The 25,869-nt window shown below is 44.0% G+C and carries 15 protein-coding genes; 11 read left to right on the plus strand and 4 right to left on the minus strand.

Annotated elements, in window-relative coordinates; genetic code table 11:
• Nucleotides 1-547: 547 nt before the first annotated feature.
• Both murB and murC read right to left on the minus strand, forming a co-directional pair.
• Nucleotides 548-1,528 (minus strand): UDP-N-acetylmuramate dehydrogenase, encoded by a 981-nt coding sequence (gene murB, locus F6K64_RS20150; protein WP_008180749.1) that lies wholly within the window; start codon nucleotides 1,526-1,528, stop codon nucleotides 548-550.
• 206 nt (nucleotides 1,529-1,734) lie between these two features.
• On the minus strand, nucleotides 1,735-3,282 hold the full coding sequence (gene murC, locus F6K64_RS20155) for a UDP-N-acetylmuramate--L-alanine ligase (protein WP_008180746.1): 1,548 nt from the start codon (nucleotides 3,280-3,282) through the stop codon (nucleotides 1,735-1,737).
• 636 nt (nucleotides 3,283-3,918) lie between these two features.
• Between murC and F6K64_RS20160 the strand changes: the two genes are divergently transcribed.
• Nucleotides 3,919-4,932: a type I glyceraldehyde-3-phosphate dehydrogenase gene (locus tag F6K64_RS20160; protein WP_044492436.1), complete on the plus strand. Its 1,014-nt coding sequence runs from the start codon at nucleotides 3,919-3,921 to the stop codon at nucleotides 4,930-4,932.
• A 203-nt stretch (nucleotides 4,933-5,135) separates the two neighbouring features.
• On the opposite strand, the gene F6K64_RS20165 is transcribed toward F6K64_RS20160, so the two are convergent.
• Both F6K64_RS20165 and F6K64_RS20170 read right to left on the minus strand, forming a co-directional pair.
• Nucleotides 5,136-7,784 (minus strand): KGGVGR-motif variant AAA ATPase, encoded by a 2,649-nt coding sequence (locus F6K64_RS20165; RefSeq protein ID WP_287266173.1) that lies wholly within the window; start codon nucleotides 7,782-7,784, stop codon nucleotides 5,136-5,138.
• A gap of 2 nt (nucleotides 7,785-7,786) precedes the next feature.
• The gene (locus F6K64_RS20170; protein WP_287266174.1) at nucleotides 7,787-8,215 is read right to left on the minus strand and encodes a hypothetical protein; all 429 of its coding nucleotides are present in this window, start codon (nucleotides 8,213-8,215) and stop codon (nucleotides 7,787-7,789) included.
• A 771-nt stretch (nucleotides 8,216-8,986) separates the two neighbouring features.
• Between F6K64_RS20170 and F6K64_RS20175 the strand changes: the two genes are divergently transcribed.
• The 10 genes from F6K64_RS20175 (at nucleotide 8,987) to F6K64_RS20220 (ending at nucleotide 25,860) form a co-directional block, all read left to right on the plus strand.
• Entirely contained in the window at nucleotides 8,987-18,532 is a 9,546-nt protein-coding gene (locus tag F6K64_RS20175; protein WP_287266177.1) for a non-ribosomal peptide synthetase/type I polyketide synthase, read from the plus strand.
• Nucleotides 18,533-18,783: 251 nt separating this feature from the next.
• Nucleotides 18,784-19,410, plus strand: a complete 627-nt coding sequence (locus F6K64_RS20180) for a class I SAM-dependent DNA methyltransferase (protein ID WP_044492435.1) — start codon at nucleotides 18,784-18,786, stop codon at nucleotides 19,408-19,410.
• 58 nt (nucleotides 19,411-19,468) lie between these two features.
• Nucleotides 19,469-20,233: a sulfotransferase-like domain-containing protein gene (locus tag F6K64_RS20185; RefSeq protein WP_008180731.1), complete on the plus strand. Its 765-nt coding sequence runs from the start codon at nucleotides 19,469-19,471 to the stop codon at nucleotides 20,231-20,233.
• Nucleotides 20,234-20,245: 12 nt separating this feature from the next.
• Nucleotides 20,246-21,028 (plus strand): SDR family NAD(P)-dependent oxidoreductase, encoded by a 783-nt coding sequence (locus F6K64_RS20190; protein ID WP_071103205.1) that lies wholly within the window; start codon nucleotides 20,246-20,248, stop codon nucleotides 21,026-21,028.
• A 9-nt stretch (nucleotides 21,029-21,037) separates the two neighbouring features.
• Nucleotides 21,038-21,217 carry a thioesterase domain-containing protein gene (locus tag F6K64_RS20195; RefSeq protein ID WP_071103204.1) on the plus strand — a complete coding sequence of 60 codons (180 nt, stop codon included), beginning with the start codon at nucleotides 21,038-21,040 and terminating at the stop codon, nucleotides 21,215-21,217.
• A gap of 389 nt (nucleotides 21,218-21,606) precedes the next feature.
• The gene (locus tag F6K64_RS20200; RefSeq protein WP_071103203.1) at nucleotides 21,607-21,951 is read left to right on the plus strand and encodes a thioesterase domain-containing protein; all 345 of its coding nucleotides are present in this window, start codon (nucleotides 21,607-21,609) and stop codon (nucleotides 21,949-21,951) included.
• Nucleotides 21,952-22,113: 162 nt separating this feature from the next.
• Nucleotides 22,114-22,881: a CmcI family methyltransferase gene (locus F6K64_RS20205; protein ID WP_071103202.1), complete on the plus strand. Its 768-nt coding sequence runs from the start codon at nucleotides 22,114-22,116 to the stop codon at nucleotides 22,879-22,881.
• Between the two features lie 390 nt (nucleotides 22,882-23,271).
• Nucleotides 23,272-23,898, plus strand: coding sequence for a class I SAM-dependent DNA methyltransferase (locus F6K64_RS20210; RefSeq protein ID WP_071103201.1), 627 nt, complete (start codon nucleotides 23,272-23,274; stop codon nucleotides 23,896-23,898).
• Between the two features lie 35 nt (nucleotides 23,899-23,933).
• Nucleotides 23,934-25,055: a TauD/TfdA family dioxygenase gene (locus tag F6K64_RS20215; protein ID WP_071107672.1), complete on the plus strand. Its 1,122-nt coding sequence runs from the start codon at nucleotides 23,934-23,936 to the stop codon at nucleotides 25,053-25,055.
• 58 nt (nucleotides 25,056-25,113) lie between these two features.
• The gene (locus tag F6K64_RS20220) at nucleotides 25,114-25,860 is read left to right on the plus strand and encodes a CmcI family methyltransferase (RefSeq protein WP_071103200.1); all 747 of its coding nucleotides are present in this window, start codon (nucleotides 25,114-25,116) and stop codon (nucleotides 25,858-25,860) included.
• The last annotated feature ends 9 nt before the right edge of the window (nucleotides 25,861-25,869 follow it).

Below are 25,869 nucleotides of genomic sequence, written 5' to 3' on the forward strand. Positions count from 1 at the left end.
ACTGGAACCATAGGAGGGGATTTATCCCCTCGCTGGTTTTTATGCCTGCTCTAAAGAGATAGGGCTTTCAACTGCTATTGAGTTCTCCACGCATTGAAATACGTGGATTCTAAACGGATGTCGTTACTCGGGTTGAAACCACGCTCAACGACACTGCTTACAGTAAGATTTAGACGAAAATCCAAACTATACTGTTGTGGCGCACTCAAAAACGCCTTACTTCCCTGGCCGTAGGCCACGCTACGCGAACGGATCAACAAAGAGTCAACCTGTGGAGCTACTTTTAACTTAAAAACCTTTCAGAGTGGTTGTACCCACAAATTAGGGCGATAAATTGCTACTTTTTGCTGCTATCACTTGCCTGTGTCTTGAGGAGTAGGATTTCCCCGTCCCTTAAGTGGCCGGAATTTAACCGAAAAGCGCAAAAAATCAAAGCAACCAACCTTGTCCTTACTCGTACTTTCATTATAGCACGATGGCCGGGATAAATCCCGGTAAGCTTCTTGGCCGTAGGCCACGCTACGCGAACACCGCCCACGTATGGGAATTAAGTGGCTAACTCTGGCTTGATGTTTTTCTGTTTTTTGGTAAAATCACCTAAAATCCTCACTTCTGGCTCTAAACACAGTGACCAGTGCTTTTCTACTTGCTCCTGTATATGGTGGATCATGCGGAAGATATCGCTAGCCTTAGCATCACCACAGTTAAGTATAAAGTTGGCATGGCGTTCGGCTATTCTAGCACCACCAATTTGGTAGCCTTTTAGACCAATTTGTTCAATTAGCCAACCAGCAGCATAGGGGTCAGGGTTGCGGAAGACACTGCCACAACTAGGTAGGTGGTAAGGTTGGGTAGTATGTCGTTTTGACAAATGCTGCGATGTCAGTGAGCGCACCTGTTTTGGTTCAGCACCCGGTTTTAACTGAAATGTGGCCTGGGTGACTATGCGATCGCTACCTTGAAGGATTGAGGTGCGATAGCTAAAGCCTAGGTCTTGGCTAGTGAGTTGCGCCATTGAGCCATCAGGGGATAGAACATCTGTATGAAACAGAAGATCAGCTGTGGAACTTTTGTGGGCACCAGCATTCATGACCACAGCACCACCAACGGTTCCAGGTATGCCCACAGCCCACTCTAGCCCTTCCCAGCCTCGTTTGGCAGCCTGCCATGCCAGACGGGCAATCGGTACACCAGCACTGGCGGTAATTCTCCCTGTATCTGCATCAAAGTGAGTATGGCGCAGATAGCGAGTACAAATTACCAAACCCGGCAAACCGATATCGCTGACTAGAAGGTTGGAACCCGCCCCTAACAGGGTTAGGGGTAATTTTTGGTAGTGAGCCCACTGGAAACTAGCTTGTAGGTCTTCTAGGCTCCGAGGGGCGACGTACCACTGAGCGGGACCTCCCACACGAAATGAGGTGAGTTTGGCTAAGGATACCTGGGACTGAAGTGGACAATTGGTTCCTGGAATATACAACTGTAACTGGGAAGGAGTTTTTTTCTGGGTTAGCACGCTAGTTATCATCAGGAAAATCAGGGTAGAGAGTCGGATCTACACACAATGAAAATAATGCCGATCGGTTTTTGGCAGTCACATTGGCTAGAATTGCTAGGGGGTAGAGTACCCAGAGGAGTTCGTGGAAAGTTGATTCACGAGTATAGTAGAGGCTTGAGATCATACTGACCTTCTGAGGTAGGTCTATAGTTACGATTCCCTAGCTTGATTGACAATTATTGATGCTTTGGGGCTAAATCTTGCTTAACTAAGCCATTGTCAGGCTGTTGGTAAAACCCCATAACCTTAGGAATAATCTGATTCAGATTACCGGCTCCCAAGAATAGGGCTAAGTCCCCAGGATAGAGAATTTGGTTGAGAAACTCTACCACTGATTCGAGAGTTGGTTGGTAATGCACATCCTTATGGTTAGATGCGATCGCCTGATAAAGGTTTTCCCCACTAATTTCTCCTAAATCTGGTTCCCCAGCACTGTAGATATCACTGATAACCACCAAGTCAGCGTTACTAAAGGAAACACTAAACTCGGGGAGAAACCTCAGGGTACGACTATATCGGTGAGGTTGGAAAATTGCAATTATTCGCTGGTCAGCGTTGACCTGAATTCTTGCGGCAGCTAGGGTTGCCTGAATTTCACTGGGGTGGTGAGCATAGTCATCCACAAAACTAATATCATTGCACTTGCCCCGCAGCTCAAATCGGCGTTTTGCTCCCTCAAAGCTAGCGATCCCGGAGGCAATTGCCTCAAACTCTAACCCCAAATTTCGTGCTACTGCTACTGCGGCTAGGGCATTGCTGAGATTATGTTTGCCCAGCAATTTCAGCTCCAACCGACCTAAAACCTGATTGCCCTCCCAAACTCTGGCGGTAGTGCCATTAGCTTCATAAGTTACATCATCAACGCTATAGTCTGCCCCCATATCCCGCCGTAGACTATAGCTGATATTCGGTTTTAGTTGCGATCGCACTGTCTCGCAATCAATACATCCCACTAAATTTTTACAGCGCTTCGCGAACGTCTGGAATATTTCAACAACCTCCTCTAACTTCTGGTAATGGTCTGGATGATCCAGCTCAATATTGGTTACTACACCAATCTCGGCGGAGAGCTTAACCAATGAACCATCGGATTCATCAGCCTCAGCAACCAGTAATGGTCCATTTCCCAGCCTGGCATTACCACCGATAGCATCCACCTCACCACCGATAATCATGGTGGGGTCACAACCCGCTTGCCACAGTAGATAACCGATCAAACTACTGGTTGTAGTTTTCCCATGAGTCCCAGCGACTGCTATACTGTAATAGTCTTCAATCAACGCCGCTAGTAAATCTGAGCGATGGAAAATCGGGCAACCTAGCTTTAAAGCTGCCTGATACTCAGAGTTTAATGGGTTAATTGCTGTGGAACAGATAACTTGAGGCAATCCTAAACAGGGGTCAGCTACAGATATAGTCGGACTTGATTGTGATATTTCTGTGAGCGCCTTTGGGTTCAAACTCGTGCTAACCGTTTTAGCTGCTACGTCCTCACAAGCTGGTGCGTTCCTGGATTGGAAAAATTCTAAGTTGGCAGCACACTGCTGTCTGAAGATCTGAGCACCTACTGCTTGCAAACGTTGCGTGATATGGGTTGTCCGAGTATCTGAGCCAGATACTCGGAATTGGCGTTTGGCTAGGATGTAGGCAAGAGCTGACATCCCAATTCCGCCAATACCAATGAAATGAAATGGTTTATTACTGAAATCAACAGTCTTTGGCATTTTAACTCCTTACACACCACACCGCACACGCCTAATTTGCCAATAACACGCGCTATCATATCAGGAAAAATACATATCCAGGAATAATTTTTGGTAAATAAGTACATCTGTACTGTCAAACCGGGGAATAATACCTTAAGTTTGATAACGTAACTGTTACATAACTGATTTTTGAGTACCTAGATTGTCGTATATATTACACGTCAACAAGAGTTCTCAATCCGGAAAAACGTCCCAAGACCCATAAACACCCATAAAATAGCACTAGAACAGAGCTAGTGGTGATTTTTGGGTTTATCCGTATGACTCCCAACCATGAGGGTTAGGACTTACATACCAAACTAATCGGTTGAGACTGGTTAGGGGAGAGGGGCTTTGGGAGCGACTGCATTCAGACATGGCGTGAGTAAAATCAGGTTGCCGAGGCAATATTGAGATCTGTCAGATCTGTGCCATCCCCAGAGGAGACTCTGCTCCCAAAACCTCCAGCTTTGGAGATAAGTATACCCATCTGGCTTCAAAACGAGTACATCACACCACATTAATTCAGTAAAAGTTTCAAATTGTTTCAACCTTTGCGATATTATTAGAATCATTAAGAAAATATTTACTTTGAATTACAGAGGGCAAGAAGCAGTGATTAGAGTAGCGATCAATGGTTTTGGACGCATCGGACGCAACTTTATGAGATGCTGGCTGACTCGGGAGAATAGCCAGTTAGAGATAGTGGGAATCAATGATACCTCTGATCCCAAGACAAATGCCCATCTGCTCAAATACGACTCAATGCTGGGCAAACTTGATGCAGATATCAGTTGTGATCAAAATTCCATCACAGCTAATGGAAAAACTGTCAAGTGTGTATCCGACCGGAACCCCTTGAACTTGCCCTGGGACTCTTGGGGTGTTGACCTAGTTATCGAAGCCACTGGTGTCTTCCGAGATCAGGATGGAGCTGGCAAGCATATAGCTGCTGGTGCTAAGAAAGTGCTAATCACTGCTCCTGGCCAAGGCGACGTCCCCACCTATGTCATGGGTGTTAATCACGAAGACTACACCGACGAAGGAAATAACGTGATTAGCAATGCTAGCTGTACTACCAACTGTCTAGCTCCCTTTGCCAAAGTACTGCATGAGCAGTTTGGCATTATCAAAGGGACAATGACCACAACCCACAGCTACACGGGGGACCAGCGGCTTCTTGATGCGAGCCACCGGGATGTACGTCGGGCTCGGGCAGCAGCGCTCAACATTGTCCCTACCTCTACTGGTGCGGCCAAAGCGGTAGCCCTAGTGATTCCTGAACTGAAAGGGAAACTCAATGGTATTGCTCTGCGGGTGCCAACTCCTAATGTGTCTATCGTTGACTTGGTGGTTCAAGTGGAGAAAAGTACCATTGCTGAGCAGGTCAATCAAGTGCTCAAAGAAGCAGCTGAAGGCCCACTCAAGGGAATTTTGGCTTACGGCGACGAACCTCTTGTTTCCTGTGATTACAGGGGTCATGATGCTTCCTCAATTGTGGATTCTAGCTTAACTATGGTCATGGGTGGCGATATGGTTAAGGTTGTTGCCTGGTATGACAATGAGTGGGGTTACTCTCAGCGGGTTGTAGATTTGGCTGAGTTAGTTGCCCAAAAATGGTCGAATTAGTTGTGAGAGCCTAGTTCGTAAAGCAAGAGTCTGGGGAAGAGTGTTTATTCGTTAGGGTTCATAGTTTATTGAACCAATGCGTTTAACCTATTCCCCTCTCTCGCTCTAATTTATTGAATTTTGAAACAGCCCTGCTCCCTTAACCGTTTCAATCACCTTCTTTTAAGGAGGGGAGCGGTAAATAATCCCTTAATAAGCATCATCTAGATTCCTTGTCCAGCTCGACGAGCTAAAGCCATAATTTTTGGTCTGCCAACATTTTGGGAAAACCCTAATCCTAAACGAAAGATTTCTGAAACGTAATACTTATCGCCGTCAGCGATAATGACTCCATTTTCTTTAAGGAGGCTAATGTCTTCTGGAGATAAGCCAATATTTTCTAGTTGAAAAGGGTTTTTTTTATTATCTGCTGATAATTGACGTAATTTATTAAATACTCTTTTTAACGGTTCATTTTCTAGCTCTATTTCTGTAATTTTTTCTTGGCTGCATTCATCCAAACAACCTCGAATTGCTTTGGGAACTAGAATTCGGTCTTGCCAATAATCATCATCAATGGATTGTCCTGCCGCAATTTTAAGAAAACGCACGACATCCCTAGACTGAATTTGTCCATTGTAGTCAGATAATGCGGCAATGACAAACGGAGCAGAACGTGCTTGTCTAGAGCGATCGTTTCCTAGGTTTTTGCCCCACAAGGGTCTTAGACTTTCCGTAAGTTCTGCTTCATTCATATCTTGAAGCTCGTCTGGATTTAAGTTTAACCAAATCTTAGCTTTATTGGCAACCCAAGCAACTAATCTCAATACGCTTTCTTCATTCCACCTTAACCCATAAGGCTGATAGCGATACATCATTTGACCGGAATTTTGACGGACAGAAGCCTTGAAAATATCTTGTCTGACAAAAATAATAATTCCTAAACCACGAAAGGGTTGTTGTTCCAGCCATTGAGGGACATCTTGCAATAACGCTCGTAAAGCAGTTTGTTGAGCTTTATCCTGAGCAAATTCTTGAAATAAGTCCTCCAAGCCGTCAATTACAGCTACTATTTTTTGTTTATTATCAGCTAGATACTTAGGTAAATCGCGACCTTTACCTGTCATACCTAGACTCTTGGCAATGACATCCAACCAGCGATCGCGCCATTGACCTTCATGTAAATTCTGTTGACATCCTTCTCGAATATAGTCTTTAATCTCACTGTCATTGACGGGAGGTGTCAACCCTATCTGTTCAGCACAATATTTCCGGACGTCATCTACTATTTCTTTTGCTTTATTATTGAGATTAGTTGAAGCGATAATTGGTGCTATAAAGGCTGTGCTATCTACATTACTTACTCCTACATCTTCTCCAAATTTTTGCCATTCTTTTCTGCGTATAATTTGCATAAACGTATAAGTTTTACCCGAACCCTTGGCTCCAATAACGACAGTGATTGGAATCTGGTTTCGATAATTATTAGCTAAATTTGCCAAAGATTCAGTAACTAGAAAATCTTCAGTTTCAGCATGCTCTGCATAAATCATTTTTTCGGCTATATCTCTCAAGCTTTCTCTTTGAGACTTTAATAAACTTAAAGGTTCATCTGGTGGATTGGATTTATTTAAATTATCAGGCAGCCATTCTAATAAAGGATGTAGTAAATCAATCAATTGAGAAGTTCCCAAGTGCTGCCAAACCTCTTGCCAAGAATTAGACAAAATTTGTAACCTTTCAGTAAATGGGGTGGTAATTCTAATTGGTTCACTATCTTCCCCTAGCAAGGTTTGAATGGCTTCTAAAAGTGTTTGTTCTGATTCGATAATTAAATTTTCAGCTGTTTCATCTTGAGGAACTTTAGTCAAAATAAAAGCAGGGTAAGGGTCTTTATCTCGTGTCGAGGGTGCTAGTTTAGCAATTAATTCTAAAAGCCTTACAGTTCCGTTGATGGATTGTCCGCTTAACGTAGAGACAAAGATCCGATAGACTCGCGGATCTAAAATTAATCCTGCTGCTAATTCCGAGAGTCCTGCTCGCAAATCCACTAAAACAACATTAACTCCTAAGGCTTTGCCGAGACGAGCTAAACTATCCGTCAAGATAAAAGGATTTTTATGGCCTTTAATTAGATGTTCTGGCTTAATGGCTAAACCAGTCAATCGGCTATTAACACGAAAGGAAGGTAATATATAGATTCCGTCTACTAAAGCATTTTGAAGTTTTTGGGTTGCTAAGTCAATGGTTTGCTCTGCGTCTGGAGAAGGGTCTCCATGAATTAAGGCAATAATATCGGCGAAACAAATAGGAGGATAAGGCAGCCTAGATTCTAATAACCAACTAATTCCAGGAGCCTCTAAATCGCCATCAATCAAAAGAACTTTTTGCTTGGCGTTGATTAAAGCTTGTGCTAGGGCCAGAGCATGAGTCGTTCGACCCACACCACCTTTAAAAGAATGAAAGGCAAGCACTGGAGGTAAATCATCTGGGAAGATATCCGGTGCTTGAAGCTTCTCAGTTCGTTGCCAAATAACAGTAGGTCTAGCTAGATTGGGGATAAGTTTAGGAGTTGGGGGTTCTTCCTCTGTTTCTTCTAAAATAATCGGTAAGGTGCGCTGATTGCCCTCGGCACTTTCGAGGATAATACAATCATTACCCTGTTGGCCATTATCTTGGAATCGAGGTTCGTAGACTTCCTGAAGCCATGTTTTGATTGAGCTTTGAGTACCAGGACGAATACCGAGAACTAATTCATCCCAATACCCTCTAGCCCAAACTAAGTCTTTTGGCCATTGCTCTTGCTCTTGCGATCGCAACAATACTTCTTCTACATCTACCCAGGTGTACAGTCGAATATCTGATGGAATCATCGTTATATATTCTCTTTAATCCAATTACAAAGCTGATGGAGCCACTCGATTACGTGTTCTTCATCTTCTTTCTTTATGGTAATGCCATATCGCCAAACTTGATGAGCTTTTCCGATATCTTGAATAGAATCATCACAGGCAATACGAAAGGAAGGAGTTGACTTATTTTTAGTTTGGGTTTTAAACGTAAGTTGATTAGCAGAAATTCTCAGCTCTTTACACCAGCTATCTAAATTATGACCATATTTTTTTATCGGATCTTGAAAGTATTTTGTGGTTCGTAAGTTGTTTCTTCTCAACCGAATACTCTTGAGTCCACATTCAGCGGCATAAAAAAGCAAAAGATAGGAAGAAGGACCAGTGAGAGAGCGATGAGCTGCAAGATGCTGATGAAAAGCTTGTTTTAATTCACTTACACCAGCATGTATCATACTCGGATTTTATCTAATAGCTTACGGTAGAACAGGAACTTTAATAGTTTAACTCGTCTAGTAAGTTCGAAACAAGGGAATTGATTGACTGTGAGATAATCCTTGGCAGGGTTGATGGCAATAAGCCCTCTCTCCCTTATTACTGGGGTAAAGTTTAAGGTGAGCTAAGGCGCACAGGCTTGCGCGAAGGTCAAAATTATCGGTCGGTATAGCGCTACGCGCAAGGCAAGAGGCAACAGGCAAGAGGCAAAAGTTGACGTGCATTAGCTTAGGTGCGCTTTCCGCATTAAGAATTTAATTCGCCACGGGTCGCACTTTGTCAGCTTTTATCAATGTCAAACACCTTAATGCGTAGTGCTATACTATCCGAGCAGCACTGTTTTACCCCTCTTAGAAACGATTAGGACAGATTTATTGACCAGAAATTAGCCTTCGCTTCGCAGCTCCTACAGAGCATCCCAAAATTCCTGTTCACCGTTGATAACAGGGTCAAAGGGAAAAAGTAAAAGTTTTTAATTATAACTAATTATCGACCAAACAGCCAGCTAAACTAGAAACTATTCCCGGTTTGGCTTCAACCTAATGAGTAATATCATGTCCCGATAATTCCCCTTAATAACAATCGCCCCATCTCCCCATCTATCTTGGACGAGCAATGTCACAGCCCTACTATCAGTTAAGGAGTTGAGAGTAGTTTTCAGCAGCTCACCCTTGATTTATCTCTGATTATCGTTTAAGGTATCTAGTGTTTGAAAAACTTGGGATTGTGTAATGGTTACAGGGACAACGATTGAACCAAAAATCAATCTAACCGAACAAAGAACCTACTGGCAGCAAAGGCTCTCAGGGGGTTTAGCAGTGTTAGAAATCCCAATAGATTATCCACGTTTATCGGTGTCATCGGTAAAGGTAGCAACAGAAGTCACCAAGCTGGATAGAGAGTTTTACCAAGACCTAAAAACCCTAAGCGATCGCTTCAAGGTCAGCCCATTTACCGTCCTCCTGGCCGCCTTGAAAATTATGTGGTTCCGTTATACGGGCATCGCAGATATCATCATCGGGTCTGTGGCAACTAGTGTAAAAGAAACCAGGGGGTTGAAGACCTCCCAGCAAGGGGAACACAAGGGTGGAGTTAGGATTAATCCGATTGCCTTGCGCACAGATCTAAGCAGTGATGAAAGCAGTGATATCAGTGGGAAAGAACTATTAAAGCGGGTTAGCCAAACAGTTGAAGAAGCTGCCTTATATCGAGATTACCCATTTGAAGAACTCCTCAAGGGGATTAACAGCAATCAAGAATTAGCAGAAGAATTAGCAAAAGCCCCGATTTTTCAAGTGATGTTGGTGTGGTGCGATCAACCATTCCCTCTGTCACAGACAGGAATTAGTGAAGCAGAACTCAAAGAAATCTCAGCCTACACCAGCCAGTGCGATCTAGTGGTGGTAGCTAAAGAAACAGAAGGAAAATTAACCATTAGGTGGGAGTACAACAGGGAGTTATTTAAATCCGACTCAATTAGGCGAATGTTGGGGCATTGGCTTTCCTTGCTAGAGGGAATGATGGCCAATCCGGAGCAGTCAATTTCTACCTTGCCCCTATTAACTGAAGCCGAACGGCAGCAACTGCTGGTGGAGTGGAACGATACCTCAGCAGACTATCCCCAGGACAAGTGTATCCATCAGTTGTTTGAAGAGCAAGCTGAACGCACCCCAGATGCAGTAGCTGTAGTATTTGAACAAGAACAACTAAGTTACCGAGAACTTAACCAACGAGCCAATCAACTGGCCCACTATTTGCAAGAACTGGGTGTAGGGCCAGAAGTATTAGTGGGTATTTGTGTAGAGCGAAGCTCCTTCAGAGCCGCTTCGCGAACGCATTTAATGCTGGTGGGACTATTGGCAATCCTTAAAGCAGGTGGGGCTTATGTGCCCTTAGATCCAGCCTATCCCCAAGAGCGCTTGGCCTATATGTTAGAAGATGCCCAAGCACCAGTATTATTGACTCATTCGTCCTTAGTTACCAATCAAGAGTCATTAGTTGCCGACAAAGAAAAATTAACAATAGTTTGCTTAGATACTGATTGGGAACTAATTTCTCAACAAAGCCAGGGAAACACCGATAGTGGCGTAAAGCCGGAAAACTTAGCTTATACGATCTACACCTCTGGTTCCACAGGCAAACCTAAGGGAGTGCAAATTCCTCATCAATCCGTAGTCAACTTTTTAACTTCGATGGCCCAACGGCCTGGATTAAGGTCACAGGATACTCTGGTAGCAGTTACCACCATATCCTTTGATATTGCCGGACTAGAACTTTACCTGCCCCTTAGTGTTGGAGCCAAGATCGTTTTGGTCAGCCGTGAAGTAGCTTCTTCCGGGCAGTTGTTGGGGAAACTGATCAAAGATAGTGACGCTACGGTGATGCAAGCCACTCCAGCCACCTGGTATTTGCTTTTAGCATCCGGTTGGGAAGGTATCCCAGGGTTAAAAATCCTTTGTGGTGGCGAAGCGTTACCCTCAGAACTGGCGGATCAGCTCTTAGAGAGGAAAGCTTCCCTGTGGAATATGTACGGTCCGACAGAAGCCACTATCTGGTCAACTGTCCATGAAGTAGCTAAAGGCAGGCAATCCCAACCAGGATTAGATGCTCCAGAATCAATCGGCCAACCCATTGCCAATACGCAAATCTATATCCTCGATGCCCATCTGCAGCCAGTCCCCATTGGAGTCGCTGGCGAACTACACATTGGTGGAGCCGGGCTGGCTAGAGGTTATCGTAATCGTCCAGATTTAACCAAAGAAAAATTTATTACCAATCCCTTTGATCAATCAAAATCAGAACGCCTCTACAAAACTGGAGATTTAGCCCGTTACTTGCCCGATGGCAAGATCGAGTTTCTCGGTCGTATCGATCATCAAGTAAAAGTTCGCGGCTTCCGCATTGAACTTGGAGAAATCGAATCAGTGCTGAACCGACATGCTGGGGTAAATCAAAGTGTCGTTGTTGCCCAGGAAAACCAAGGCAATGGTGTTTCAGGAGGGGATAAACGCCTGGTAGCTTATATTGTTCCCAATCCCAACTACCAAGGTAGTGAAGAGAAAGACGAAAGCGAAGCCCAAGCTATCCAAGAGCAATGGCAAGAGTTGTGGAACCTGGCTTATAGCCAAGAAGCAACTGAAGCCGATCCCACCTTCAACATCAGTGGTTGGAACGACAGCTATACCGGTGCGCCTATCCCAGCCGCCCACATGCGCGAATGGGTAGAGGGGACAGTTGAGAGGATTCTCTCCTGTAAACCCAACCGCGTACTAGAAATTGGTTGCGGTACTGGGATGTTGTTATTTCGTGTTGCTCCCCACTGTTCCTCTTACTGCGGTGTAGATATTGCTCCCCAAGCCCTGCGCTATATCCAGGAACAGATGGATAAATTGGAGGGCAGTTGGTCTCATGTAGAGCTGCGCCAGGGTTATGCTGACAAAGCGTTTGAGGAAATTGAGGCAGGAGCATTTGACACCTTAATCATTAACTCAGTGGTGCAACTTTTCCCCGGTATAGATTACCTAGTAGAGGTTATCGAAATCGCAGCGAAGTTGCTAAAACCTGGGGGAAGCATTTTCATCGGAGATGTACGTAGTTTGCCCTTGTTAGAAGCTTTCCATGCCTCTGTGCAACTCCAACAAGCTCCCACCTCCTTGACCAAAAAGCAATTGCTGCAGCGAGTGCGCAAAGCCATAGTCCAAGAGGGGCAAATGGCCATCGACCCGGGCTTTTTCACCGCCTTGGGGGCACATCTTCCCCAAATTAGTGACGTCCAAATACAGCTCAGGCGGGGGCGTTACCAGAATGAAATGAGCAAATTCCGCTATGATGCGATTCTTCATGTCGGTAAAGATATTTCTCCTACAGCAGAGCCGAGCTGGTTAAACTGGGAAGAGGCGAAAGGGAATGGTAATGATAACCAATTAAGTGGGATCCAGGAACTACTGGTGGCAGAACAGCCAGAGGTCTTAGGTATTAAAGGAGTACCTAATGGCCGTTTGTCTGAAGAAAATCAGCTTCTGGAACTGCTGCACAATGGAGAAACTGCCACAGTAGGTGAACTAAGGGAAAACCTCCAAAAGTTAAAGGTTGATGGCATAGAACCAGAGGATTGGTGGGAATTGAGCGATCAACTGCCTTATACCATTGCTATTAACTGGTCTGACTCCCAAACTAAGGGTTGCTATGATGTTTTATTTCAAAAAGGCACATCTGCGCCCAAGTTCCCCATGACCCGATCTCCTGGTCTGCCCTGGACAGCCTATGCTAATAATCCCTTACAAGGACAAGTAGCCAGCCAATTGGAACCAGAATTACGCCGTTATTTGCACAAAAATCTACCAGACTACATGGTTCCGGCTGGCTTTGTGACCCTAGAGGAAATGCCTCTGACCCCGAATGGCAAGGTAAATCGCCGGGCACTGCCTGCCCCAGACCGGTCTCGTCCCGATTTGGCAACAGCTCTAGTGAGACCCCAGTCAGAAACAGAGCAAGTTATCGCTAAGGTATGGCAGGAAGTTCTGCAGTTAGAGGTAGTGGGGATTAAGGATAATTTCTTTGAACTAGGTGGTAATTCTTTACTTCTGACCCAGGTTTATAACAAATTAACAGGAACTTTTGGCTCCCAACTATCCATTGTCAAGCTGTTTCAATACCCAACCATACAGCGTTTGGCTCAAAATTTAAGTAAGGTACAAAAAGAAGAACTAGGTCTGAGTGACCGTAAACCAAAGAAAAGGCGTACCATTACTGGAACGGAAATAGCCATCATTGGCATGTCTGGTCGTTTCCCAGGTGCTAAGAATATTGATGAATTTTGGCAAAATCTGCGAGATGGTATTGAATCCATTTCCTTTTTTGGTGAGCAGGAATTGGAATTAAACGACACCACCTTATTCAACGATCCTAACTACGTCAAGGCGGGAGCCGTTTTACCTGGTGTTGAGGAGTTTGATGCTTCTTTCTTTGGCTACAGCGCCAAGGAAGCAGAAATTATGGATCCCCAACAGCGAATTTTCTTAGAATGCGCTTGGGAAGCTCTAGAAACGTCTGGCTACAATCCTCAAACCTATTCCGGATCAGTAGGGGTTTATGCTGGTTCTGGCATGAACACTTACTTAATCAACAATGTTCATCCTAACCGTAGTTTTTCCCCCCAACGCACATTTCTGGGTTCAGCCTTCGATCTTCAGGTAAGGTTAGCTAATGGTAAGGATTTTCTGCCCACAAGGGTTTCTTACAAGTTGAATTTAACTGGGCCGAGCGTTAATGTACAAACCGCTTGTTCTACTTCCCTAGTGGCAGTACATATGGCTTGCCAAAGTCTGCAAAGCGGCGAATGTGACATAGCTTTGGCAGGAGGTGTTGCGGTTACAGTTCCCCAGAAGACGGGCTATCTCTATCAAGAGGATATGATTTTTTCTCCCGATGGTCACTGCCGAGCTTTTGATGCTGAAGCGAAGGGAACTGTGTTTGGGAGTGGAGTTGGCATTGTTATCCTCAAATTACTCAGCAAAGCCATTGAAGATGGGGATAATATCCAAGCAGTGATTAAAGGTTCTGCAGTTAATAATGATGGAGCCTTGAAGGTGGGCTATACAGCTCCCAGCGTGGAAGGTCAACTAGAGGTAATATCATCGGCTATGGCAGAAGCTGAGGTCGATGCTAGTACGGTTACTTATGTAGAAACCCACGGCACAGGAACAGCTTTGGGAGACCCGATTGAAATAGGAGCCCTAAGCCAAGCATTTGCCAAGAGTAGTGATAAAAAAGGCGGTCTTGCCGAGGGTTCCCTTGCGCCTTACTCCGCTGAGGCGGAGAGCTTCGCTAACGGCGGCGCGGGGTCTCGGCCCTTTTGTGCCATTGGCTCAGTAAAAACTAACATTGGACATTTGATTGAAGCAGCAGGAATTGCCGGACTGATTAAAACAGTATTGGCCTTAAAACACAAGCAAATACCGCCAACGCTCCACTTTAAACAAGCTAATCCCAACATTGATTTTGAAAATAGCCCTTTCTACGTTAATACAAAACTTTCTGAATGGGAAAGAAATGGAACTCCCCGCCGGGCTGGAGTGAGTTCTTTTGGTATGGGAGGAACCAATGCCCATGTGGTTTTGGAAGAAGCACCGGAACAATTCAAAATTAAAAATGCAAAATTAAAAAATGAGCGCCCGTGGCATGTTTTGACACTATCGGCGAAAACAGATCAGGCTTTACGAGAGTTGGCAGAGCGTTATGTGAATTATCTTGATGGTGATCAAGATGCAGAGTTGGGTGATATTTGTTTTACAGCTAATACAGGACGCAAAGACTTTAACCATCGTTTAGCGGTTGTGGCTGAATCTAAACAGCAGCTACAGGAACAATTGGCAGCTTTCCCACCACCGATGGTTGGTGTAGTAAATAGTCAGCAAAAACCAAACGCGATCGCTTTTCTGTTTACTGGGCAAGGTTCCCAGTATGTGGGTATGGGTCGTCAACTCTACGAAACCCAACCGACTTTCCGAGAAGCCCTAGATCGCTGCGACGAAATCCTGCACTCTTATCTAGACCAATCTTTACTAGAAGTACTTTATCCCGACTCTGACCAGTCACTAGCCACTGATAACTGGTCACTGAATCAGACGGCTTATACCCAACCGGCTTTATTTGCCATCGAATATGCCCTGTTCCAGTTGTGGAAATCTTGGGGCATAGAACCTGATGTAGTGATGGGTCATAGTGTCGGGGAATATGTCGCTGCTTGTGTGGCTGGAGTGTTTAGTCTAGAAGATGGCCTGAAACTGATTGCCCAACGGGGAAGGCTTATGCAGGCTTTACCTCAAGATGGGGAGATGGTATCTTTATTGGCTTCATTAGAACAAGCGATCGCAGCCATTAAACCCTATGAAAAAGATGTTTCTATTGCTGCGATTAATGGGCCATTAAGTATAGTCATTTCTGGAAAGCGAGAAGCGATTAATGCAGTTATTACCACTTTGGAAGCTGATGGCATCAAGACCAAAAAGTTAACGGTTTCCCATGCTTTCCACTCACCATTGATGGAGCCAATGCTGGAAGAGTTTGAGCAAGTGGCCCGACAAATCAGCTTTTCTTCACCACAGATTAAGTTGATTTCCAATGTTACTGGTAAAGTAGCAACGGAAGAGATAGCAACCCCAGGTTATTGGTGTCGTCATATTCTCCAGCCAGTCCAATTTGCTGCTAGTATGAATAGTTTGGAACAGCAGGGTGTGGAAGTATTGCTAGAGATTGGTCCCAAACCAATCCTCTTGGGAATGGGTCAGGACTGTTTACCGGAACATCAGGGATTGTGGCTGCCTAGTTTGCGTCCTCAACAAGATGATTGGCAACAGCTCCTGACCAGTTTGGGTCAACTCTATGTCCAGGGAATATCGGTAGATTGGTTTGGTTTTGATGAAGACTATGGGCGCTGTCGGGAACAACTACCCACTTATCCCTTCCAGCGACAGCACTATTGGATAGAAGCTCCGGATTGGTATCGCCAGGGAGTACTTACTCACCCGAATAGTAATGGTAATGGTAATGGTAACGGTAACGGTAAAACAAGCCACCACGAAGCATTGACCAAAACCCCCGAGAAGTCTCTAGAGAATTGCCTTTATCAGGTAGAGTGGCGTATCAAAGAGCGTCAGAGTTCTGCACTACTCAAGCCGAAGAACTGGCTGATATTTACTGATGCTCAAGGAGTTGGCCAGCAGTTAGTTGCCCTACTCCAGTCCCAAGACCAGGGATGTACAGTTGTCTTCCCTGGTAAGGAGTACGAACAGATAGCTGAGCACAAGTTCAGGATAGACCCTGCTAACCCTCAACACTATCAGCAGCTCTGGGAGAAAATCTCCAACATTGATGGGGTAGTACATCTATGGAGCTTAGATTCCTCCCTTGACCTAGAGTTAGCCTCAAGGATTAGCTGTGGCAGTACTTTATATCTAATCCAAACTCTCCTGAAGCAAGATGGTAAACCTCCTCGTTTGTGGTTTGCTACCCGAGGAGCGCAAGCAGTGGGAGCAAATCCTGCTGTACCTGGAGTGGCTCAATCTCCCTTATGGGGCATGGGAAAAGTTATTGGTTTAGAATACCCAGAATTCAATTCCGTCCTGGTGGATTTAGACCCTAACCCAGCAGTGGATGAGATACAAACCCTATGGGCAGAAATTCAGTCAGAGGATAAAGAAGACCAAGTAGCATTTCGCAACCAAGCTCGTTATGTAGCTAGGCTAGTATCTCGCTCCCCTGTTGTTGAAACAAACAAGCCTCTGGTGTTTGACAACGATCGCAGCTATCTAATTACTGGTGGCTTAGGAGATTTAGGTTTACTGGTAGCCCAGTGGATGGTAGAACAAGGGGCAAAAAACCTGGTGCTAGTAGGGCGAAGTAGCCCTAAACCAGCGATCGAGGATAAGTTAAGAAAGCTAGAACACTCAGGTGCTCGGGTGGTAGTAGCCCAAGCAGATGTGTCTAATGCAGGGCAAGTTACCGAGTTACTAACTAAGATAGAGCAATCCTCGCTTCCTCTAGGGGGTATAGTTCACTGCGCTGGAGTTATTGACTTCAGCGGACTGTCGCAGCAAGATTGGCAGCGCTTTGCCCAAGTTCTGGTTGCCAAAGTGCAGGGAACGTGGAATCTACATGCTCTTACCCAAAACCAGCCTTTGGATTTCTTTGTCTGTTTCTCCTCCATTTCCTCCTTATTAGGTTCTCACGGTCTAGGAAGCTATGGGGCAGCTAATGCCTTTCTCGATGCAATAGCAGCTCATCGTCAAGCCTTGGGATTACCTGCTTTAACCGTTAATTGGGGACCTTGGGGTGAGATAGGAATGGGGGCAAAACTGAGTACTGACCATCAGGGGCGCATAGCTGCTTGGGGGCTGGCAAACGTAGCTCCAAAGCAGGGATTGTTTGCACTGGAACAACTGCTTCAACAAGATCTAGCACAAGTAGGTGTAATGTCAGTGGATTGGGACAAGTGGCTACAGCAATTCCACAGTCTGCCACCTTTCTATGAAGATGTTGCGCCAAATATTACTGTAAATACTACTGTCAGGGAAACAAATCTTGATTTTAAGACAGAATTAGAGGCAGTTCCTGCTAACCAACGTCGGGATTTGTTAGTAGAGCGCGTTCGTACCCAAATTGCTAAAACCTTAGGATTAAGTTCTCCAGATCAAATAGAACTGGGGCAAAGGTTAATTGATTTGGGTCTAGATTCTTTAATGGCAGTGGAGTTGAGGAATCATCTCCAATCTAGCGTGGGCTGCTCTCTACGTTCAACTCTAGTATTTGACTATCCAACCATAGAGGCAATGGTTGATTATTTATCCCAAGAAGTTTTTGCTGTTCAGGATTCACCAAGCCTAGCAACCCAAAATAACTCCACTGGTAACGACTCCTTCCTTTCTACCTTAGTGCCCATTCAGCCCGAGGGGTCAAAGCCTCCTTTATTCTTGGTTTCTGGAATTCTTGGCAATGTCTTTGACTTCCAGCAGTTGGCACGTGATCTAGGTTCAGAACAACCGTTATATGGTTTGCGTACCCTCGGTCTTGAGGAAGACTTCCAACCTTATACTCGTATGGCAGATATAGCTGCCCACCATATTAAAGCTATACAAGCACTCCAACCCAACGGACCCTATCTACTAGGTGGTCATTCTTTCGGGGGGAAAGTCGCATTTGAGATGGCTCAACAATTACGGAATCAAGGACAGGAAGTGTCAATGCTGACCATTGTCGATGTCCAAGTAGAAATTCCTGAACCAGAGAAAGACGTAGTTAATTGGGATAATGCCAAATTCATAGCTGAGTTAGCGACTATCTATGGAGGCCTTTTAGGTCAAAACCTGGATATTTCCCGCGAAGCACTCCAGTTTCTTAGTTCGGAAGAACAGCTAAACTACTTTCTGGAACGATTGAAAAAGACTGGTCAGATGTTGAGTAAAACTGACCTCAGTCGAATGTTTGAGGTTTACAAAGCTAATACTAAAGCCAGTGCTAGCTATCTACCCCAGAAGATTGATTCAATTCCGATTAACTTCTTCCGAGCCAGTGAGGTTGGTGCTTTAGGGGATTATTTACCTAATCAGGCAATGACTCTAGAAGATCCAACCTGGGGCTGGGATCAACTTTCTGCTCAACCCTTAGAATTTCATGTTGTCCCAGGGAACCATTTCTCTATGGTAACCGAACCCCATATTTCAGTTTTAGCTCAACAGCTACAATACTGCCTAGATAAAGCACAAGCAAGATTAGGTTAGTGTTTGGGTGCATCTCCTCAAAGCTGTTTGACACGGTGGTGCGTTACGGGGCGGTTCCTCCAAACCCTGGCTACGAGGCGGAAAATGAGGCTCCCCTAACGCACCCTACGCAACTTTTTTACAAAAATGAGATGCACCCGTTAGTGTTTTCTATTGCCCTGCCTCAGCTAGGGAAAGCCTAGCTGAAGATTTCACCTCAAATTGGGAGCTTAAGCAAGATGCTTGTTAACAAAGATAGTATCGGAAAAAACATGAGTAAAATAGATACAGTTCAGTGGGTCTATAGTTCCCAGAATAATCAGGAATTAATTGAACGCTATGACATCTGGGCTAAAGACTACGAGCAAGACCTAGATGATGCATTTGGCTATGTGGGGCCAGAGCCTGCAGCGGAGGTATTGGTCAATTATGTTTCCAAAGATGCCAAGATTTTAGATGCCGGAGCAGGTACAGGCTTGGTTGGGCAATTTCTGCACCAGCGTGGTTACCATCACCTAGAGGCGATGGACATATCCTCAGGCATGCTAGAGGAAGCTCGGAAAAAGAATGTTTACACCAGTTTCCACCAACAAGTTTTGGGTGAACCCTTGGATTTTCCCTCAGCCACCTTTGATGCCATCATTAGTGTTGGGGTTTTTACCTATGGACATGTCAAAAGTAACGCATTTGACGAACTGATTCGTATTACCAAGCCAGGGGGATACATTGTTGTTAGTATGCCTACCGATCTGTCTGAGAGTAACGAGTTCAAACCAAAGCTAACTGCCCTAGAGGGGTCTGGTCAATGGGAAATGGTTACAGCGACAGAGAAATTTATTACCCATCAAAAGAAAGACACTGGTGTTTATTTAAAAGTTTGGGTGTACAAGGTTTGTTAGGAGCGTGATATCAACAATAAATCATCTAAAAATAGTAGGGAAAGCGTTTTTTTTTTTGATGAACTATCAAAACCTTAACAATTTGGTAAATAAACCCAAAATTGTGGTATTATGGGCTACACCTAGATCTGTATCAACCGCCTTCGAGAGAACTTTTTCACAACGCCCAGATACAGCAATCATTGATGAACCATTCCTTGATGTTTATTACTTCAGCAAATGGCGGCGTTCCAATCGCTTTGGCGATTGTGAACAGCGCCAAGATTACCAACCTACTCAGGTACTTGAAGAAATAAAATCAAAGGCGGAGGCAGCTCCTCTAGTTTTTATGAAAGAGATGGCTTACCAAGGACTGCCATACATCCCTCAGGATTTTCTCGCTTCTGCGATCAATACTTTCATTGTGCGTCATCCTCAGCAGGTAATGGCTTCCTGGTATCGGGTAAATGAGTCTCCTACAAATGAAGAGTTTGGTTTTGATGCCTTGAAACAAATGTGGCAAATAGTAACTAAGCAATTAAAACAGAAACCAATCCTTGTTGAAGCTAATTCCTTCCGTCGCCATACCCAAAAAGTTTTGACCGAATATTGCCAACGCATAGGAGTTAAGTTTGACCCCCAAATGTTGAGTTTTAATGAGGATAAATGGAGGGAATGTCAGCCTGATGAAATGGAGAGTCGAGCTAAATGGTATAAAACTCTAGACGGTAGCAGTTGGATTGTGCCACCAACTCAAAAAAAAGTGCAAATTCGTCCTGAAGATTTCGGGATGCTTGAGGGAGCGCAGAAAGTTTATGAAGAGCTTTATCATTTCGCAATTTAATGGGATAGCAATATGAATAAAGAAAAATTTTTACAAGGTCGCGTAGCAATAGTAACCGGCGGTACATCGGGTATAGGTAAAGCCGTCGCTCTTGCTTTAGCAGAAATTGGGGCTAACGTAGCCATTGGCTCCCGCTCCGCTGAGAAAAGTTCTTGCCAAACAGAAATTGAGGCAAAGGGGGTTAAGGCTTTAGCAATGACCCTAGATGTCTCTTCTAGTGATTCAGTTGAGACTTTTTGCAATAATGTATTCAAAACTTTTGGTCAAGTCGATATCCTGGTTAATGCTGCTGGAATAACCTACCTGCATAAAATCTCCGAGCATCCCGATCAAGACTGGTATCGTGTTATTGATGTTAATCTCAATGGTATTTATCGTACGATCAAGTTTTGTTTGCCAGGAATGATCGAACGCAAGTGGGGTCGCATTATCAACATTGCTTCTACTGCTGCCTCAGTTGGTAATCCTAATGTTCCTGCCTATTGTGCTTCTAAAGCAGCAGTGGTTGGGCTAACTCGTTGTGTGGCTTTAGAAGGAGCGCCTCATGGGGTATCCTGCAATGCCATTAGTCCGGGTTGGGTAGAAACGGAGCTTGGCAAAAACGCGATGAGAGAGTTTGCTGAATCTGAAGGTCGAAGTTTTGCGGAATATTTTGAAGAAGTTAAGCAGAGCTACCCCCAGAAAAGGATCATACAGCCTCAAGAAATTGGCGAACTAGCTGCTTTCCTCTGCCGCGATGAGGCAGTTGGTATGACAATGCAGGAGCTAACTGTATCTGCGGGGTCTCTATGGTAATAAAAAGAATTGGTCATTGCTGCCCACCATATTAAAGCCCTACAAGCAGTTCAACCCAACGAACCCTATCTACTAGGTGGTCATTCTTTCGGGGGAAAAGTGGCTTTCGAGATGACTCAACAATTACGGAATCAAGAACAGGAAGTATCTTTGCTGGCCATTATGGATATTCATATCAAATCCGGATAATTAATCATCACAAAAGTCTAAGGTGTTAGGTGGCAGGTGGTAGGTGGTAGGTGGCAGGTGGCAGGTGGCACGGAACTGAAAAATACTGTTCAATCAGGTTTTTTGCGATTAGATGAATAATCAGCCCTTTTACCTAATCCCTAAAACCTAAAACCATTACCCCGATGTATTGAATCTTCAACCGGACATGATATCAGGTAGAGGTTCCAGCTCCAGAAAAAGATGCAGCTCAATGGGATAATATAGCAGTCGCCAGGGCAGTTAGGACATGACAAAAGTCTCAAACCCTTTGTAAGCGCAAGAGTTTGACTTCTGACTTCTGACTTCTGACTTCTGACTTCTGCTATACCAAGTCCATAAGCAACCTAGCCAGTATTTATGAAAGTATTTTGGGTCAAAACCTCAAGATTTCGCCAAAAATACTCCAGTCTCTAGATGGGGATGAACAACTGAGCTATCTCCTCGAACAATTGCAAAAGTCTCGACAGATGTTGAGCCAAACTGAGTTGAAGCGAATTCTGGAAGTTTACAAGGCTAATACTGAAGCCAGTGCTGGCTATCTACCCCAGAAGATTGATTCAATTCCGATTAACTTCTTCCGAGCCAGTGACGTTGGTGCTTTAGGGAATTATTTACCTAATCAGGCAATGACTCTAGAAGATCCAACTTGGGGGTGGAGCCAGATTGCGACCCAATCCTTAGAGTGTCATATTCCGGAAACCATTTCACTATGATTATGGAGCCTCACGTTCGGATTTTAGCTCAACAGCTCAAAGCTGAGCGGGATAAGTAAACTAAGAACGGAAGTTCCCCCAAGCAGAATGAATATTATCCCAATGTAGCCGGAATTGATATAATTTGTGATCACGTTCGGTCAAAAAAACAGGAGAAAAAGAATGTCAAAAGCACAGGATATATTTGGCTATCAAAGCTTAAGCCAAGAAAAACCTCATAAAAAAGAGTTATCTAGGGTAGATCGGTTTGCGAGTATTGAGATTCGCCAAGAGCGCGGGGATATTCCCACACCAGTTTGGGAAACTCTCCTCAAAAGCAGCTACAAACAGCATTGGAAAGATTTACATATTCAGAAAAGCGCCATGGAAATGGTTATTTATCCGATGCTAATGTACGAACTACGACCAAAAACAATTATCGAAATTGGTGCATTTAACGGTGGAAGTGCAGTTTGGCTAGCAGACAATTTGCAGTTGTTTGGGATTGAAGGTCAGATCTACTCGGTTGATATAAATCTATCTTTTTTAGATGAAAAAGCTAAAAAAGACGAGCGCATTCATTTTTTAGAAGGAGATTCCTACAAAATTGATGAAGTATTTCCTGCCGAGATGCTTTCTGGACTTCCCCACCCTTGGTTGGTAATAGAAGATGCTCACTTCAATATAGTTGGAATCCTTGAATATTTTCACCAAAAAGGTTTACAGACAGGAGATTACTTGATCGTTGAGGATACTAACTTATACTGTTGGGAATATTGGAATGAAAGTTTTAATGATGAAGATAATGGAGAGGCAAAACAAGAAAAAAATAATTGTGTTAAAGATTTTTTGCTAAAGTATACAAACGATTATCGAATTGATACTTACTATCAAGATTTATTTGGTTACAATGGTTCAAAGTGTTGGAATTCAATTATGAAAAGAGTCTAAACAGCATGATAAAAAGCCAGAGCTATCCTGGTTTTATGAGGGGGGATAGTATAACTAATTCATGACTAAAAACACAAGTTGCTAGTTATATACCTAATCTTTTGAGATCCCCCGTTGGTCCCCCTATAGCCCTTCGGGCATACGCCAAGGGCGTAGAACAAGGGGACTTAGGTGTGTGTTAACACTTAACCTTTGTATAACGTTTATAGGGCTCATGAGGTACACATTATTTTTTATCTCTTCCCTCTTCCCTGCTCCCTGCTCCCTGCTCCCTGCTCCCTGCTCCCTAAAAACCAGAAATTTGTACCTCACAAGTCGTAGAATTGCTATAACTAGCAACTTACGTTAAAACCTCTCTTAAGAATGTAGAAAATAGTGTTCAGTAAAAGTATGAGCAAAAAAACAGATACGGTACATTGGGTATACAGTTCTCAAAACAATCAAGAATTAGCCGAAAGGTATGATGTATGGGCTAAGGAGTATGAGCAAGATTTGTTGCCTGAAAACTATACCGGACCCGAACCCGCCGTCGAGGTTTTGGTCAAGTATCTTTCTAAAGAAGCCAAGATATTAGATGCTGGGGCGGGAACTGGGCTAGTCGGGCAAGTTCTTCATCAGCGCGGATATGGCAATCTAGAGGCAATGGATATTTCAGCAGGGATGCTGGAAGAAGCGAGAAAAAAGAACGTTTACATCGCACTTCACCAAGGAATATTGGGCGAACCTTTAGCCTTGGCAACGGACACCTTTGATGGGATTATTAGCGTCGGAACGTTCACATTAGGCCATGCTCCCAGCAGTGGTTTTGATGAACTAATTCGTATTACTAAGCCAGGGGGATATATCATTTTTACTATTCGTCCCGATTATTACCAGAATAGTGATTTTAAAGACAAGCAAGCAGCCCTAGAAGCTTCTGGTAAGTGGAAGTTAGTTGAAAAAGGAGAGCCATTTGCCAACCTACCGGAAGCTGAACCAGATATTTATTTACAAGTCTGGGCATATAAAGTTTGCTAGTTCTTGGTATCAAACTAGAAGGAACAGAAAAACAAATGTTGAAATTAGACTATAAAGAGTTAATTCAAAGCGATCGCTTCCTAACCCTTGGCGGGAAGCGGTTTCATTACATCTGGTTATATGACCATTGTTTGTGTCCTCGGTGTTATCATCCTAGTTCGTTTCAGAAAATTAACGATCTCAGCGATCGCCTAGAACTGCCAAAACCCAAATCCGTGCAGTTCCAAGATGAAAAACTCATCATTGACTGGGATGAAGACCCTCCCCACCGCAGTATTTTTCCCCGATCTTGGCTCCTGAGTCGTGCCTACGACCCCAAACCGGAACCCAGTTTATCTCCTAGGGAAAAGCAACTTTGGGACAAAGCTTGGTTAGATGCCAATCCACCAGAGTGGTGTGAATATGGTAATTGTTCTTTTGAATTCTGGATGAATCAACTTTCTACCCTAGGGTTTACCCTATTGCGAAAAATGCCTTGGGAGAAGTTAGAGACTTTCGTCTCTTCCATTGGACCAATTTACTATCTAGCTCAATACGGACGCTACTCCACAGTTAAGGCTATCCCAAATGGTCAAGACTTGTCTCTCTCAGCAGCGGGTAATGCCTTATCACCCCATACCGATATCACCTTCTTGCCTACCCCACCCATTGTCCAACTACTCTATTGTGTAGAAAATCAAGCTTCTGGAGGTGAATCAACCGTAGTAGACGGTTTTCGTGTGGCTCACGATTTTCGTCAAGATCATCCCCAGTACTTTGAAATTTTAACTCAAACCCCTGTCACGTTTTGGCAACTGTACCAGGACTGGGATTATTATGTTTCCCAGACAAAGCCAATTATCAAACTAAACGACAGTGAGGAAGTAACTAACATCTTCTTCAGCCACAAAAATTTGGGATTAGATTTACCATTCGAGCAGATGGAAAGCTTTTATGAAGCTTACTATGGATTCTTTCGCTACCTAAAAAAACCGGCTTACGAATACTGTTTTCGGATGCAAGCTGGAGACTGCTTGTTAGTGCATAATTTCCGAATTATGCACGGACGTAAAGCTTTTGACGCCAGTTCTGGCTCTAGACACCTGGAAACAGCATATATGGATTGGAACTACTTTGCAGGACGACAGGATTTTTACCAGGTTAAGGAAATGTTTTAAAAATCCAAAAGCCACCCAAATTAAATGAGAGACAAAAAACATCATTTTGTTAAGTAAAATGAACTACCAAACCATTATCCAACAAGCCCAGCACCAGCAAGAACCGTTAAAAGCTGATCGGTTTGTCAAAATTAGCGATCGCAAAGATGAATGCGATATTCCCACCGATGCTTGGAAACCTCTGTTAGAAAATAGCTATTTACAGACCTGGAAGGGAATCGTACTGCCCAAAGGGATAACGGAAATGGCACTTTATCCAATGCTGCTGTACGAACTGCAACCGAAAACAATTATCGAAATTGGTGCATTCAATGGTGGAGGGGCTATTTGGCTGGCCGATTGTTTGGATGTATTCGGGATAGAAGGTCGGGTTCACTCTGTGGATATAGATTTATCCCTGCTCGACGAAAAAGCTAAAGCTGACTCTCGGATTAATTTTATCCAGGGAGATTGTAACAATATTAGTGCAGCTTTTCCTTCGGAATTACTCTGTGCACTCCCTCATCCTTGGTTGATTATAGAAGATGCCCATATTAATCTAGCGGGAATTTTGGAATATTTTCACGCCTCAGGTCTCAGGAGCGGAGATTACCTGATTGTTGAAGATACCAACAAAGTCCACTGGGGATTATGGCAGGATAGTTGGGATGACCGCGACGAGATGGAGCAAGGAGCTAACAAAATGGATGACTTGAGGGATTGGTTAAAAAACCACGAAGACGAGTATATGATAGATACCTACTATCAGGATATGTACGGCTACAACGGGTCAAAAAACTGGAATTCTATTCTCAAGAGAGTTTGAATTGAAAGG

The sequence above is a fragment of the Moorena sp. SIO3A2 genome, assembly GCF_010672265.1.
Lineage (GTDB): Bacteria > Cyanobacteriota > Cyanobacteriia > Cyanobacteriales > Coleofasciculaceae > Moorena > Moorena producens.